This window comes from Bacillus sp. WC2507 (assembly GCF_052656125.1).
Window position 1 is genome coordinate 646,341 of record NZ_JBQXPN010000001.1, and the last position, 15,256, is coordinate 661,596.

At 39.2% G+C, this 15,256-nt stretch carries 17 protein-coding genes, 1 tRNA gene and 1 pseudogene; 13 read left to right on the forward strand and 6 right to left on the reverse strand.

All coding sequences use genetic code 11. From position 1 onward, the window contains the following. Positions 1-2 precede the first annotated feature (2 nt). From spoVAE to ACUN28_RS03405, 5 genes are all read right to left on the reverse strand, one after another. Positions 3-353 (reverse strand): stage V sporulation protein AE, encoded by a 351-nt coding sequence (spoVAE, locus tag ACUN28_RS03385; RefSeq protein WP_000575919.1) that lies wholly within the window; start codon positions 351-353, stop codon positions 3-5. After that, positions 350-1,366 (reverse strand): stage V sporulation protein AD, encoded by a 1,017-nt coding sequence (gene spoVAD, locus ACUN28_RS03390; RefSeq protein WP_000938954.1) that lies wholly within the window; start codon positions 1,364-1,366, stop codon positions 350-352. The genes spoVAE and spoVAD overlap by 4 nt, the downstream gene beginning before the upstream one ends. Then, the gene (gene spoVAC, locus ACUN28_RS03395) at positions 1,367-1,843 is read right to left on the reverse strand and encodes a stage V sporulation protein AC (RefSeq protein ID WP_000095409.1); all 477 of its coding nucleotides are present in this window, start codon (positions 1,841-1,843) and stop codon (positions 1,367-1,369) included. It abuts the gene before it with no gap. A 28-nt stretch (positions 1,844-1,871) separates the two neighbouring features. Continuing rightward, positions 1,872-2,360, reverse strand: coding sequence for a YhcN/YlaJ family sporulation lipoprotein (locus ACUN28_RS03400; RefSeq protein WP_001228530.1), 489 nt, complete (start codon positions 2,358-2,360; stop codon positions 1,872-1,874). 93 nt (positions 2,361-2,453) lie between these two features. After that, entirely contained in the window at positions 2,454-2,660 is a 207-nt protein-coding gene (locus ACUN28_RS03405; RefSeq protein ID WP_000216160.1) for a DUF1657 domain-containing protein, read from the reverse strand. 205 nt (positions 2,661-2,865) lie between these two features. On the opposite strand from ACUN28_RS03405, the gene ACUN28_RS03410 reads away from it, so the two are divergent. From ACUN28_RS03410 to eno, 9 genes are all read left to right on the forward strand, one after another. Further along, a tRNA-Arg gene (locus tag ACUN28_RS03410) sits at positions 2,866-2,941 on the forward strand. 261 nt (positions 2,942-3,202) lie between these two features. After that, positions 3,203-4,510 carry an RNA polymerase factor sigma-54 gene (rpoN, locus tag ACUN28_RS03415; RefSeq protein WP_016135998.1) on the forward strand — a complete coding sequence of 436 codons (1,308 nt, stop codon included), beginning with the start codon at positions 3,203-3,205 and terminating at the stop codon, positions 4,508-4,510. A 9-nt stretch (positions 4,511-4,519) separates the two neighbouring features. Beyond that, positions 4,520-4,765, forward strand: a complete 246-nt coding sequence (locus ACUN28_RS03420) for a glutaredoxin family protein (RefSeq protein WP_016085604.1) — start codon at positions 4,520-4,522, stop codon at positions 4,763-4,765. Between the two features lie 136 nt (positions 4,766-4,901). Beyond that, positions 4,902-5,930, forward strand: a complete 1,029-nt coding sequence (gene cggR / locus ACUN28_RS03425) for a gapA transcriptional regulator CggR (protein ID WP_001258183.1) — start codon at positions 4,902-4,904, stop codon at positions 5,928-5,930. Positions 5,931-5,956: 26 nt separating this feature from the next. Next, positions 5,957-6,961, forward strand: coding sequence for a type I glyceraldehyde-3-phosphate dehydrogenase (gene gap / locus ACUN28_RS03430; protein ID WP_000161237.1), 1,005 nt, complete (start codon positions 5,957-5,959; stop codon positions 6,959-6,961). Between the two features lie 139 nt (positions 6,962-7,100). Further along, positions 7,101-8,285 carry a phosphoglycerate kinase gene (locus ACUN28_RS03435; protein ID WP_001036333.1) on the forward strand — a complete coding sequence of 395 codons (1,185 nt, stop codon included), beginning with the start codon at positions 7,101-7,103 and terminating at the stop codon, positions 8,283-8,285. A 32-nt stretch (positions 8,286-8,317) separates the two neighbouring features. Continuing rightward, positions 8,318-9,073 carry a triose-phosphate isomerase gene (gene tpiA / locus ACUN28_RS03440; RefSeq protein WP_016085605.1) on the forward strand — a complete coding sequence of 252 codons (756 nt, stop codon included), beginning with the start codon at positions 8,318-8,320 and terminating at the stop codon, positions 9,071-9,073. Further along, on the forward strand, positions 9,070-10,599 hold the full coding sequence (gpmI, locus tag ACUN28_RS03445) for a 2,3-bisphosphoglycerate-independent phosphoglycerate mutase (protein WP_001231145.1): 1,530 nt from the start codon (positions 9,070-9,072) through the stop codon (positions 10,597-10,599). The genes tpiA and gpmI overlap by 4 nt, the downstream gene beginning before the upstream one ends. A gap of 30 nt (positions 10,600-10,629) precedes the next feature. Continuing rightward, the gene (eno, locus tag ACUN28_RS03450) at positions 10,630-11,925 is read left to right on the forward strand and encodes a phosphopyruvate hydratase (RefSeq protein ID WP_016085606.1); all 1,296 of its coding nucleotides are present in this window, start codon (positions 10,630-10,632) and stop codon (positions 11,923-11,925) included. A 169-nt stretch (positions 11,926-12,094) separates the two neighbouring features. Here the strand turns inward: eno and ACUN28_RS03455 are convergent. After that, positions 12,095-12,409: pseudogene (locus ACUN28_RS03455) on the reverse strand (nucleoside hydrolase); the annotation flags it as partial. Positions 12,410-12,685: 276 nt separating this feature from the next. Here ACUN28_RS03455 and ACUN28_RS03460 point away from each other — a divergent pair. The 4 genes from ACUN28_RS03460 (at position 12,686) to estA (ending at position 14,974) form a co-directional block, all read left to right on the forward strand. After that, positions 12,686-13,054, forward strand: a complete 369-nt coding sequence (locus ACUN28_RS03460) for a CidA/LrgA family holin-like protein (RefSeq protein ID WP_000673220.1) — start codon at positions 12,686-12,688, stop codon at positions 13,052-13,054. Next, a complete protein-coding gene (locus ACUN28_RS03465) occupies positions 13,051-13,743 on the forward strand; it encodes an LrgB family protein (RefSeq protein WP_016085608.1) in 693 nt (230 codons plus the stop codon). The genes ACUN28_RS03460 and ACUN28_RS03465 overlap by 4 nt, the downstream gene beginning before the upstream one ends. Positions 13,744-13,837: 94 nt before the next feature. After that, positions 13,838-14,071: a preprotein translocase subunit SecG gene (gene secG / locus ACUN28_RS03470; protein ID WP_000557263.1), complete on the forward strand. Its 234-nt coding sequence runs from the start codon at positions 13,838-13,840 to the stop codon at positions 14,069-14,071. 162 nt (positions 14,072-14,233) lie between these two features. Further along, the gene (gene estA / locus ACUN28_RS03475; protein WP_165615090.1) at positions 14,234-14,974 is read left to right on the forward strand and encodes a carboxylesterase; all 741 of its coding nucleotides are present in this window, start codon (positions 14,234-14,236) and stop codon (positions 14,972-14,974) included. The last annotated feature ends 282 nt before the right edge of the window (positions 14,975-15,256 follow it).

Below are 15,256 nucleotides of genomic sequence, written 5' to 3' on the forward strand. Positions count from 1 at the left end.
TCTTATCCTTTCGGTTTGAATAGCAATGCTCCAATAAAGCCGAAAATAATAGCTGCGGATACGCCGGCGCTCGTTACTTTAAACATGCCGGTAATGACGCCAACGATTCCGTGCTTTGCAGCTTCTTCCATTGCGCCGTGAACGAGGGCATTACCAAAGCTTGTAATAGGTACGGTTGCCCCGGCTCCAGCAAAGTCGATTAATGGTTCATACAAATTGAATCCATCTAATATAGCTCCGGCAACAACGAGTGTTGCCATTGTATGAGCGGGTGTTAGTTTGCCGACATCAAACATAAGTTGGCCGATTACACATATGAGTCCGCCAATGACGAAAGCCCAGAAAAAAATCATTGCGTTGCACCTCCAAATTCAATCGAAACGGCGTGAGCGATACACGGAATCGTTTCTTCTTGTTGGAATGTAAGTGGAGATAGTAAAGCGCCTGTCGCAACGACAAGTATTTTTTTGAACTCTCCTCTTTTCATTCGGTTTAATAAATGACCGTACACGACTGTTGCGGAACATCCTGGTCCACTAGCGCCAGCTATGACAGGTTGCCCCTCTCTATAGATGAGTAGCCCGCAATCTTGAAACTGTTCGCTTGTCACTTTTGTTCCGTGTTTATGTAGTAAGTCATAAGCAATTTCGCGTCCGACATGTCCTAGGTCGCCTGTTACGATTAAATCGTAGTAAGAGGCATCAATTTGGCGTTCGCGTAAGTGGGCTTCAATTGTATCGACGGCGGCTGGAGCCATCGCACCGCCCATATTAAATGGATCCGTTAATCCCATATCAACCACTCGTCCGATTGTTGCAGATGTTACCCTAGGGCCATGTCCAGTGTCACTTAAAATAGCCGCGCCTGCCCCGGTTACTGTCCACTGTGCAGTAGGTGGTTTTTGACCGCCGTATTCAGTTGGATAGCGGAATTGTTTTTCAACCGCAGTGTTATGGCTGGATGCCCCAGTTAATAAATATTTTGCACCTTTTGCATTTACGATACTTGCCCCAAGTGCTAAACCTTCCATAGAAGTAGAACAAGCACCGAATAATCCGAGGTAAGGAGTGCCAAGTGTACGGCAAGCAAAGCTTGTAGGGGTAATTTGATTAATTAAATCTCCTGCAAGTACGAATTGGATATCATCTTTACGAAGTTCTGCTTTTTCAGTAGCGCGGCTACAAGCTTCTTCGAACAAAATTTTATGTGCTTTTTCATAGGAATCTTGGCCGAGCCATAAATCTTCATGAAGGATATCGAAGTCTTCTGGAATTTTCCCTTTTGCTTCAAACGGCCCGCCAACGACTCCTGTCGAAATAATAACTGGTTTGTTTTCAAATACCCACGTTCGGTGTCCTTGTAACATTTATAGCCCTCCCCATTGAACGAGAATCGTTTTAATAAGTGCGATGACGAAAGCCGAAAATACACCAAACAAAATAACGGATCCAGCTAATTTAAACATGTTACCGCCAACACCAAGGACAAATCCTTCTGTACGGTGTTCGATACATGCGGCAATAACAGAGTTACCAAATCCAGTGACAGGTACAGCTGTGCCTGCCCCGGCAAACTGTCCAAGACGATCGTAGACGCCAAATCCCGTCAGTAGCATGGAGATAAAAATAAGAGTTGCAACGGTAGGGTTCCCGGCAGAGCGTTCAGTGAAATCAAAATAAGTAATATAAAAGGTGGAAATCAGTTGGCCTATTAGACAAATTAATCCTCCGACGAGAAAAGCTTTTATACAATTTTTAAAAACGGGGCGCTTCGGTTCGCGCTGTTGTTCGAATTTTTTATATTCTTGTTGTACAGGTGTTAAGTTTTTATCTTTACTAGACATTTGAATCCTTCCTTCTCTATTAGAAAGCTTAAATATTAGATCCCATTTCTGATTGAATGAGTTTCAATTGTTTTTTGATGCCATCTTTACTTACTTTCTTTTTCTTAATTTTGTTTTCAAGTTCTTCTATGAGCATAAAGATCTTTTTGTCTGTACTTACACGAATATTGAAAGTAGGGTTTTCATCACTTAGTTTCTTTTTTAATTTACTTCGTAAAGGTTTTAAACCAAATCTTTCGTGATGTTCAGGCTTGACGGCTATGTAAAGATCTAAATTTGTATTAACTGCGGTAGCTTCTATAATTCCCTCCATAGCAAGAGCTTTTTTCTTAGCGTCTTGCGATATAGATTGATTAAAGGATTCTGTACTCATTTTTGTTAATTTAGGGCCCTTGTCTTCTTCCGTTCGTTTAGCTTCTTCTTTCTTTACCTTTTTATCTAACGGGCTATTATCACATCCGGTAAGTGAACCGAATAGGAGCATAAATAACGCGGTTATGATTCCGAGTTTTCGCATTATAATCATTCCATTTCTATTGCAATATGTAATGTGATAGAAAAAGGATGACTGCATATCATCCTTTTTCTATTTCACAGCATGACGAATCCGTTATTGCTGCGAGTATTGTGGTTCTTCCTGTTGGACTTCTTCAACGCGTGGGTTTAAAGAATCGATAATCGTTTGTGTTTGCTCTGCAGCTGTTTGGAAAAGTTGCTTTGCTTGTTGGTTATCCGTATCAAGAGCGAATCCCTCTAAGCTAGCTTGTGCACTTTTTAATCCAGAAACAGTTTGCTTTAACTTTGTAATTACAGTCATTGAATGAAGCCTCCTTTGGAATATCAATTCAAAGATTATAATTTGTGAGTTGGGGTGAATTTATGATTGGAAAATTAAGGTGAAGAAATGTGTTTCTATACTTTAGGCTAAGGTGTATAAAGGATGAAAGGGGATATTTTTATTGATTTAGATGGATTTTATTGCTATTATTATGAGAAGAAAATGATGTGTTTTTTATAATCATGCGCCCATAGCTCAGTCGGATAGAGCGGTGGTTTCCGGTACCACGTCTGTCGGGGGTTCGAATCCCTCTGGGCGCGTCAAAAAGTCCTAACTTACGTTTTGTAGGTTAGGACTTTTTTTATTTCCTTCTTGTTATATCTAGTGATAAGATTTACTATTAGTACTTGGTTATAATAATGTTTTGCTTTATTATTTTCTTTCAATATTATTCAAATTTCGGTTGTAAGTTGTAAATCTCATTAATACATATAAATTAATAATATTTTGGAATGGGTGTCTGTGATAGCATTCTCCTTTTACCAAACTTATTGTACAATAGAAACAAGGGGGAGATTAGTTTGAAGGCAAGTCTTTTACAAGAACAAAGCTTACGTTTGGCAATGACACAAGAGTTAAGGCAAGCGATTACAATGCTCCAGTATAATGTACAAGAATTATCGGAGTTTTTGTATGAGCAATCGTTAGAGAATCCCCTTATTGAGTTAGGTGGTTTTGAGAGGGAGAAGAAAAAGAGCTCTAACAACAGTAAAAGTACCAGCAAACAAGTCGAGAATCAGATGGAAATCTACAGTGTGGATTCAACAACGATTCAGCAACATTTATTAAATCAAATACAGTATTATAAAATAGAAGAAGAAGAGCGAAAAGTAGCTTCTTTCATTATTATGAACATGGATGGAAATGGGTATTTACAAGAAACGAACGAAGAGTTAGCGGGTCTCCTTTCCGCACCACTTCATGTAGTCGAACGCTCTGTAGAGCTTGTCCAATCACTCGAGCCAGCAGGGGTAGGAGCGCGTAATATTCAGGAATGTCTAACTTTACAATTGAAGCGCTTACAAAGACGGAATGGATTAGCAGAAGAGGTTATAGAGGATCACTTCGCTTATTTCGTGAAGAAAGATTGGCGAAAGCTCGTTCAAGTGTTGAAGTGTAGTAATGAAGAATTGCAAACAGCGGTGAACTGTATTACATCATTACAGCCGAAACCAGGTCTTGCTTTTTCTTCGGATAAACCACTTTATATTGTGCCTGATATGGCAGTAAAAAAAGATGGCGATCGTCTCGTTTTACAGATGAATGAGAGAAATATGCCGAGAATTGAAATTCATTCTGAATATAGTGCGCTTCTTAATAATAGTGAAAGTGAAGTAGCATCTTACGTATCAGAAAAGTATCAGCATGTGCAGTGGATTATGCGCAGTTTGAAACAGAGAAAACAGACGCTCCTGCAAGTAATGACTATTATTATGGAAAAACAACGTGATTTCTTCTGGGAAGGTCCAGCGTATTTAAAACCGCTTGCTTTAAAAGAGGTGGCGGAAGAGTTAGGTGTGCATGAATCTACAATTAGTCGTGCAACGCGAAATAAATATGTGCAAACACCACACGGTTTATTTGAGATGAAATCGTTCTTTAGCAATGCCGTTTCAACGACTGAAGATGAAGCGATTTCTACAAAGCGTGTAAAACAATTTATTCAAAAGCTTGTTGAAGCGGAGAATAAGAAAAAGCCACTTTCAGATCAAAAGATTTCAAAATTATTAGAAGAAGAGCATGAAATTGTTATTTCTCGAAGAACGGTGGCGAAGTATAGAGAACAAATGCATATTCCAGCTTCGTCATTACGAAAAACGATCGGATAGGTGAAGGAGATGAAAGTTGTACTGTATACAAAAAAGGATTGTGGTCTTTGCGTGCAGGCAAAACAAGTTTTGCAGGAAGTACAATGTGAATATTCTTTTCAAATCGAGGAAATAGATATATATGAAGATAATGACCTTTTAGAAAAATATCACCTAATGATTCCAGTTGTAGAAATAGACGGAAAACAAGTAGAATATGGTAACATTCACAAAGGTGTCATAATAAACTATATAAAGAATGCAGTTAAGAGTTGAATAAGTTTCTATCTCCTGTTACAATAATACACGTAGCAGGGATTATTTTTTTAACCTATGTGGGACACAAAATGTCACTACGGGACGTAAAGTGACCACTAAGGAAAAATGAACCAATGTAGTGAGGAGAAAAGATATGCGCTCATGGATTCAGAATACAAAAAAATTATTACCTGATCTGCTACCTGTTATGCAAACGAGAATGCAAATTCTTCAATACATTAGGCTCATGCAGCCGATTGGAAGAAGGAACTTATCAGCAAGTCTCGGTATGACAGAACGAGTATTGCGAAGTGAAGTTCAAGTTTTGAAAGAACAAAACTTAGTTCACGTCGCTTCTTCTGGAATGACTTTGACAGAAGAAGGAACAGCTTTAGTTCTTGCTTTGGAAGACTTTATGAAAGAAATTTCCGGGTTAAAGGTTTTAGAAAAGCAACTTAAGGAAACATTAGACTTGGATGAAGTTTTCGTTGTCCCTGGTGATAGTGATGAATCACCTTGGGTCAAACTGGAGATGGGCCGTGCTTGTGTGACTTGTATAAAAGACCGTCTGACAGCGAATAATATCGTTGCTGTGGCTGGAGGAACTACGCTAGCTGCTGCTGCGGACATGATGCAGCTTGATTGCAAAGATTTACATATGCTATTTGTCCCAGCGCGTGGTGGAATTGGAGAAGGTGTTGAGTTAGAAGCCAATACCATTTGTGCCAAAATGGCGCAAAATACGATGAGTAATTATCGCTTATTGTATGTTCCAGACCATGTTAGTAGCGAAGCATATGCGTCTATTGTGACAGAGCCTTCCGTGAAAGAAGTACTTGAGTTGATTCGATCTTCCAATATCGTCATTCATGGAATAGGTGATGCGTTAACAATGGCACGTCGCAGAAATACTTCAGAAGCAGATTGGTTAAAGATTCAGGCAAGCGAAGCAGTTGGCGAAGCTTTCGGTTACTACTTTAATGAACAAGGAAATGTTGTTCATAAAGTAAGAACAGTTGGTATGCAACTAGAGGATTTACAACATGTATCTCACGTTGTTGCAGTCGCTGGAGGTTCTTCAAAGGCAAAGGCAATACAGGCTGTAATTAAACAAGGGCACACTTCAATTCTAATTACAGATGAAGGTGCAGCAAAACAGTTAACAAAGGGTATTACCCTTTAATATAATCCCCCAAGGAGGAAATTCAAATGACTAAAATTGGTATTAATGGATTTGGACGTATCGGACGTAACGTATTCCGCGCAGCTCTTAACAACTCTGAGGTAGAAGTAGTAGCAATCAACGACTTAACAGATGCTAAAACATTAGCTCACCTTTTAAAATATGACACAGTTCACGGAACTTTAAATGCAGAAGTATCTGCTAACGAAAACAGCATCGTTGTTAACGGTAAAGAAATTAAAGTTATCGCTGAGCGTGACCCAGCTCAACTACCATGGAGCGACTACGGAGTAGAAGTAGTAGTAGAATCTACTGGTCGTTTCACTAAAAAATCAGACGCTGAAAAACACTTAGGTGGATCAGTTAAGAAAGTTATCATCTCAGCTCCAGCTTCTGACGAAGATATCACTGTAGTTATGGGTGTTAACCACGAACAATACGATGCAGCTAACCACAACGTAGTATCTAACGCTTCTTGTACTACAAACTGTCTAGCTCCATTCGCTAAAGTATTAAACGAAAAATTCGGCGTAAAACGCGGAATGATGACAACAATTCACTCTTACACTAACGACCAACAAATCTTAGACTTACCACACAAAGATTTACGTCGTGCTCGTGCAGCAGCTGAAAACATGATCCCAACATCTACTGGTGCAGCTAAAGCTGTAGCATTAGTATTACCAGAACTTAAAGGTAAATTAAACGGTGGCGCTGTACGTGTTCCAACTGCTAACGTTTCTCTTGTTGACTTAGTTGTTGAACTTGACAAAGAAGTAACAGTTGAAGAAGTAAACGCAGCATTCAAAGCAGCTTCTGAAGGCGAATTAAAAGGTATCCTTGGATACAGCGAAGAGCCATTAGTATCTATCGACTATAACGGATGTACAGCTTCTTCTACAATCGATGCATTATCTACAATGGTAATGGAAGGTAACATGGTTAAAGTACTTTCTTGGTACGATAACGAAACTGGTTACTCTAACCGCGTAGTAGACCTAGCAGCATACATGACTTCTAAAGGTCTTTAATTCTTAATTATATAAGTAATCAATGACAAAACGAGGGAGAGGGTTTGTTCCCTCTCTCTCTTCTTTCGTTTTAGAAGCAAATGTGTTAAGCTTTTGAATGGGTTTTGTCAATCCTAACTAGTAGTCGGAGGGAAATCCAATGAACAAAAAATCAATTCGTGACGTAGATTTAAAAGGTAAGCGTGTATTTTGCCGCGTTGACTTCAACGTACCTATGAAAGAAGGCAAAATTACAGATGAAACTCGTATCCGTGCAGCTCTTCCTACAATTCAATATTTAGTAGAGCAAGGTGCGAAAGTTATTTTAGCAAGCCACTTAGGCCGTCCAAAAGGTCAAGCGGTAGAAGAATTACGTCTTACTCCAGTAGCAGCACGTTTAGGCGAGCTTCTTGGTAAAGATGTTAAAAAAGCAGACGAAGCATTCGGACCAGTTGCACAAGAAATGGTTGCAGCAATGAACGAAGGCGACGTATTAGTTCTTGAAAACGTACGTTTCTATGCGGGCGAAGAAAAGAACGATGCAGAACTTGCGAAAGAATTTGCAGCTCTTGCTGATATCTTCGTAAACGATGCATTCGGTGCAGCTCACCGTGCTCATGCTTCTACAGCAGGAATCGCAGACTACCTACCAGCAGTATCTGGTTTATTAATGGAAAAAGAGTTAGATGTATTAGGTAAAGCACTTTCTAACCCAGAACGTCCATTCACAGCTATCATCGGTGGTGCGAAAGTAAAAGATAAAATCGGTGTAATTCGTCATCTATTAGACAAAGTAGATAACTTAATCATCGGTGGCGGACTTGCTTATACATTCGTTAAAGCTTTAGGTCATGAAATTGGTCTATCTCTATGTGAAGACGACAAGATCGAACTAGCTAAAGAATTTATGCAACTTGCAAAAGAAAAAGGCGTAAACTTCTACATGCCAGTTGATGTTGTAATCACAGAGGAATTCTCTGAAACTGCAACAACTCAAATCGTAGGTATCGACTCTATCCCTTCTACATGGGAAGGCGTGGACATCGGTCCTAAAACACGTGAAATTTATGCAGATGTAATTAAAAACTCTAAGCTTGTTGTATGGAATGGACCAATGGGTGTATTCGAAATGACTCCATTCGCAGAAGGTACAAAAGCAGTAGGACAAGCATTAGCAGATGCAGAAGATACATACTCTGTTATCGGCGGTGGTGACTCTGCAGCAGCTGTTGAAAAATTCGGTATGGCTGATAAAATGAGCCACATTTCTACTGGCGGCGGTGCGTCATTAGAATTCATGGAAGGCAAAGAGCTTCCAGGTGTAGTTTGTCTTAACGACAAATAAGTAGCAGCCAAAGAAAAAGGACGGTGCAAAGCATGCGTAAACCAATTATCGCAGGTAACTGGAAAATGAATAAAACTCTATCAGAAGCAGTTAGCTTCGTAGAGGAAGTTAAAGGTCAAATCCCAGCAGCTTCAGCTGTTGATGCAGTAGTTTGCTCTCCAGCTCTATTCTTAGAGCGCTTAGTAGCAGCAACTGAAGGAACTGACTTACAAGTAGGTGCACAAAACATGCACTTCGAAAAAAATGGTGCATTCACTGGCGAAATTAGCCCAGTAGCACTTAGCGACTTAAAAGTAGGCTATGTAGTACTTGGCCACTCTGAGCGTCGTGAAATGTTTGCTGAAACAGACGAATCAGTAAACAAAAAGACTCTTGCAGCATTTGAACATGGTTTAACACCAATCGTATGTTGTGGTGAGACTTTAGAAGAGCGCGAAAGCGGAAAAACATTTGATCTAGTAGCAGGTCAAGTGACTAAAGCACTTGCAGGTTTAACAGAAGAGCAAGTTAAAGCAACTGTTATCGCTTATGAGCCAATCTGGGCTATCGGTACAGGTAAATCTTCTTCTTCTGCAGATGCAAATGAAGTATGTGCGTACATCCGTAAAGTTGTTGCAGAAGCTGTTTCTCCAGAAGCTGCAGAAGCTGTTCGTATTCAATACGGCGGTAGCGTAAAACCAGAAAACATTAAAGAGTATATGGCACAATCTGACATCGACGGCGCTTTAGTTGGCGGTGCTAGCTTAGAGCCTGCTTCGTTCTTAGGTCTTCTGGGGGCGGTAAAATGAGAAAGCCAACAGCTTTAATCATCCTTGACGGTTTCGGACTACGTGAAGAAACTCACGGGAATGCTGTAGCACAAGCTAAAAAACCTAATTTTGATGGTTACTGGAACAAATTCCCTCATACAACGCTTACAGCTTGTGGTGAGGAAGTGGGTCTTCCAGAAGGTCAAATGGGTAACTCTGAGGTTGGTCACTTAAATATCGGTGCTGGCCGTATCGTATATCAAAGCTTAACACGCGTAAACGTTGCAATTCGTGAAGGTGAGTTCGATCAGAACGAAACGTTCCAAAATGCAATTAAAAGCGTGAAAGAAAAAGGTACTGCTCTTCATTTATTCGGTTTGCTTTCTGATGGTGGTGTGCACAGTCACATGAACCACATGTTTGCTCTTCTTCGCTTAGCAGCAAAAGAAGGCGTGGAGAAAGTTTATATCCATGCATTCTTAGATGGCCGCGATGTTGGACCACAAACAGCAAAAGGTTATATCGATGCAACGAATGAAGTAATTAAAGAAACAGGAGTAGGACAATTCGCGACTATCTCTGGTCGTTATTACTCTATGGACCGTGACAAGCGTTGGGATCGCGTTGAAAAATGTTACAGTGCCATGGTGAATGGTGAAGGCCCTACTTATAAATCAGCAGAAGAGTGTGTAGAAGACTCTTATGCGAACGGTATCTATGATGAATTCGTATTGCCGTCTGTAATTGTTAACGAAGATAACACGCCAGTTGCAACAATCAATGATGATGATGCAGTTATCTTCTATAACTTCCGTCCAGACCGTGCAATTCAAATTGCTCGTGTATTTACAAACGAAGATTTCCGTGAGTTCGATCGTGGTGAAAAAGTACCTCACATTCCTGAATTCGTTTGTATGACACACTTCAGTGAAACTGTAGATGGTTACGTGGCATTCAAGCCAATGAATCTTGATAACACTTTAGGTGAAGTTGTTGCGCAAGCGGGATTAAAGCAACTTCGCATCGCGGAAACTGAAAAGTATCCGCACGTTACATTCTTCTTTAGCGGTGGTCGTGAGGCTGAATTCCCAGGAGAAGAGCGTATCTTAATTAACTCACCGAAGGTTGCAACGTATGACTTGAAACCTGAAATGAGCATTTACGAAGTAACGGACGCTTTAGTAAATGAAATTGAAAATGATAAACATGATGTTATCATTCTTAACTTTGCGAACTGTGATATGGTTGGCCATTCTGGGATGATGGAACCAACAATTAAAGCAGTAGAAGCAACTGACGAATGTTTAGGAAAAGTTGTAGAAGCGATTCTTGCAAAAGATGGTGTAGCACTTATTACTGCTGACCATGGTAATGCTGATCAGGAGTTAACTGCTGATGGTGGACCAATGACAGCTCATACAACTAACCCGGTTCCTTTCATCGTTACAAAAAATGATGTAGAGCTTCGTGAAGGTGGTATTTTAGGAGATATCGCTCCAACAATGCTTACACTTTTAAATGTGGAACAACCGAAAGAAATGACAGGTAAAACAATTATTAAATAATTTGCTTATATAAAAAGGAGAGAATTTATTATGTCAACAATTATTGATGTTTATGCTCGCGAAGTCCTTGACTCTCGTGGTAACCCAACTGTAGAAGTAGAAGTTTACACAGAAAGCGGCGCTTTCGGACGCGCTATCGTACCAAGTGGTGCATCTACTGGTGAGCACGAAGCAGTAGAATTACGTGACGGTGACAAATCTCGTTACCTTGGTAAAGGTGTTATGAACGCAGTAAACAACGTTAACGAAGCAATCGCTCCAGAAATCGTTGGTTTCGACGTAACTGACCAAGCTGGTATCGACCGTGCTATGATCGAATTAGATGGCACTCCAAACAAAGGTAAACTAGGCGCTAACGCTATCCTTGGTGTATCTATGGCAGTAGCTCACGCAGCAGCTGACTTCGTAGGTCTTCCATTATACCGTTACCTTGGTGGATTCAATGCAAAACAATTACCAACTCCAATGATGAACATCATCAACGGTGGTTCTCACGCTGATAACAACGTAGACTTCCAAGAGTTCATGATCTTACCAGTTGGTGCTCCAACATTCAAAGAATCAATCCGTATGGGTGCTGAAGTATTCCATGCACTTAAAGCTGTATTACATGACAAAGGTCTTAACACTGCAGTAGGTGACGAAGGTGGATTCGCTCCAAACCTTGGTTCTAACCGTGAAGCATTAGAAGTAATCATCGAAGCTATCGAAAAAGCTGGTTACAAAGCTGGCGAGAACGTATTCTTAGGAATGGACGTTGCTTCTTCTGAGTTCTACAACAAAGAAACTGGTAAATATGACCTTGCAGGCGAAGGCCGTACTGGCTTAACTTCTGCAGAAATGGTTGATTTCTACGAAGAGCTTTGCAAAGACTTCCCAATCATCTCTATCGAAGATGGTTTAGACGAAAACGACTGGGATGGTCACAAATTATTAACTGATCGTATCGGTGATAAAGTACAATTAGTTGGTGACGACTTATTCGTAACTAACACTCAAAAACTTGCTGAAGGTATCGAAAAAGGTATCTCTAACTCAATCTTAATTAAAGTTAACCAAATCGGTACTTTAACTGAGACTTTCGAAGCTATCGAAATGGCTAAACGTGCTGGTTACACAGCAGTTGTATCTCACCGTTCTGGTGAAACTGAAGATGCTACAATCGCTGACATCGCAGTTGCAACTAACGCTGGCCAAATCAAAACTGGTTCTATGAGCCGTACTGACCGTATTGCTAAGTACAACCAATTATTACGCATCGAAGACGAACTAGGCGAAATCGCTGTTTACGATGGTGTAAAATCTTTCTATAACATCAAACGATAATTGTAGAAAATAACGACAGACCGTGAGAAATCACGGTCTGTTTTTTTTTGCTAAAATTGTTCACCCGTCATAAGTGACATGAAATGTTTAAAGAAACGGTTATAATCACAATCAATGGCGATTTGATGAATCGGCCAATCAATAAATGGTTTAGATTCTTCTAAAGAGCGAAATTCTCCATTTCTCCGTTAGTCACATTCCCCTTTGGAATAATTGGCCCGAGCCCTTGTTTTCCGTTTACATCTGTAAAAAAAGCAGGAGGGGCATCAGTAAGTGGACGTTCTGATCCACCAAATATCTTAATATTTCTATCCTTTGCTTCGTTCTTAAGAAGATGAGCATTTTGTACGGCCATTTCTTTTGGAACATTGCCATAATCAGCAACAATGCAGATGATTTCTATTTCATCGATAAAGAATGCTAAGAGGAGAGCCATCGTATCATCAATCCTAGGATCACAAAAAATAAGAAATTTTTTGGGCATATGTTCACCACCTATCTTGTTTATATATATGTAGGTTTAAGGATAAAGAAGATTATTTTATTGAAATAACAACATGATAAATTCAGAAAATAAAAACTTTTTATATTAGGTCAAGGTTTTTGACTTAATTTTCTTTTGGAAATGCAGTCATATCAAGGTTGTAAGCGTGTAACATAGGCTATTTTTGCTGTCAAGTTGATAAATTGCAGCTTTTTACAATTTATACTATGATAAAGATATTAACAGAAGATCGTATAAACATGAGGGATGATGAACATGAAATTTACAAAGATTCTTGTCCAAATTGCTGCTCTTTACGTTTTTTATATGGTTGGAACTTGGGTACAAGAAATGTTAAATATTCCGATTCCAGGAAGTTTGATTGGAATGTTCCTCTTACTTGTTTTACTTAGCCTAAAAGTTCTTCCAGTGAAATGGTTCGATTTAGGAGCAGAAACACTCGTTGCTATTATGCCGTTTTTATTAATTCCGCCAACGCTTGGCCTAATGAATTACGGTGCTTTTTTTATGAGTAAAGGAATTTCTCTTTTCATTACAATTGTAGCGAGTACATTTTTAATTATTATTGTCGCAGGACATACAGGACAATATCTTGCGAATAGAAAGGAAAGAGAGTCACGATGAGCCAAATATTAATCGGAATTGGTTGGGTTCTTTTTACGGTGCTATTATATCAATTATCTAAAAAAATCTATACATTATTTCCAACACCATTTACTATTCCAATGCTTGTAGCGACAGGATTAATGGCTTTCTTATTTATAGTGCTTGATATACCATATCAAAATTATATGGAAAGCGGTGGTGGCTGGATTGCGAATTTACTTGGACCAGGTGTTGTAGCGTTTGCAATCCCACTTTATAAACAACGTCACGTTCTGCAAAAGTATGTTATACCAATTGCCGGTGGGGTATTAGTAGGTACAACAGTTGCGATCGCAAGTGATTTTGTTATTGCTTCACTTATGGGAACAGATAAAAGCTTAATTTTATCATCTTTACCAAAATCGGTGACAATGCCAGTTGCGATGAGTGTTTCTGAACAAGTTGGTGGTGTACCGTCATTAACAGCAGCTTTCGTTGTTATTGCGGGTATTACTGGAACAATTACTGGCCCGCTTTTATTAAAATGGAGCCGCGTTACAAACTCAGTTGGTAAAGGTATCGGATTTGGATGTGCTTCTCATATTATGGGTGTCATGAGAGCAATGAAAAATAATGAACATGAAGGTGTTATTGGATCGGTAACAATGACATTAACTGCAATTTTGACATGTTTGCTCGGACCATTATTTGCAATGATGTTTATGTAATAGAAGAAAAGCGAGAGCAACCTTATTGCTCTCGCTTTTCTATAGGATTTATGCTACAGTTACAATAACTGAATCTTTGTAGGAGGTACGCCAAGTGCATACGTTATTATCCGTTTTACTTATTATTGTATCGATTTTAATGATTGTTATGGTACTTATGCAGTCTAGTAATAGCTCAGGCCTTTCAGGTGCAATTTCAGGCGGTGCAGAGCAATTATTTGGTAAGCAAAAAGCACGTGGAATTGAAGCGGTATTAAACCGTATTACGATTGTTTTAGCTGTTCTATTCTTCGTATTAACAATTGCTGTTACGTACTTAAATTTATAGAATTGAAAGAAGGAGCGTTAGTAAGTTGTACTAATGGTTCTTCTTTTTTTATTTTGCCATTTGAAAGATGTTTCTAATTAGATTATAGAAATATAAATATGGTACACTAAGATATAGAAAGAATACGACTAGATTACAGAAGAGAAAGAGGAGAAGTACATGATGAAATTAGCATCTCCGAAACCATTTACATTTGAGGGTGGAGACCGCGCTGTTTTATTACTACATGGTTTCACAGGAAACTCAGCTGATGTACGTATGTTAGGGCGTTTCTTAGAAAAGAAAGGCTACACTTGTCATGCACCAATTTATAAAGGGCACGGTGTACCACCAGAAGAGCTTGTTCATACAGGTCCTGAAGATTGGTGGCAAGACGTAACGGAGGCATATCAGCTTTTAAAAGATAAAGGCTTTGAGAAAATTGCTGTTGTTGGATTGTCACTTGGCGGAGTATTTTCTTTAAAATTAGGTTATACAGTACCAGTATTAGGTGTGGTACCAATGTGTGCACCGATGTATATTAAGAGCGAAGAAACGATGTACCAAGGTATATTGGCATATGCCCGCGAATATAAAAACCGTGAGCAAAAATCACCAGAACAAATCGAACAAGAAATGTTGGAATTCCAAAAGACACCGATGAATACATTAAAAGCATTACAACAATTAATTGCTGACGTACGTAACAATGTGGATATGATTTATGCACCAACATTTGTTGTACAAGCACGTCATGATGAAATGATTAATACAGATAGTGCTAACATTATTTATAACGGTGTAGAATCTACGTTAAAAGACATTAAATGGTATGAAGACTCTACGCATGTCATTACACTTGATAAGCAACGTGACGAGCTACATGAGGATGTATATAACTTCTTGGAGCAACTAGATTGGTAAGATCTAGTTGCCTCTTTTTTTCATAAGGGAATTTTTTAACCCGCTTTAACCGGTAGTAAGACCCATACTCGAAATTTTGCTGAAGCCAAGAAAGTGGAGAGGGGACTAACTGCCCGTTAACGCCCGATTGGTGGGGTTACTAATCAGTGGGAATAGAAAAAATACTGATTAAAATTTCACTTTATGAAAACTGTAAAAAATCATTAGGGGCGTATTAAAGTTTCGCTTTATACATCCCCTATCTTTCGGATACACTAAATAATATAAGGGTTCAAAGGAGGT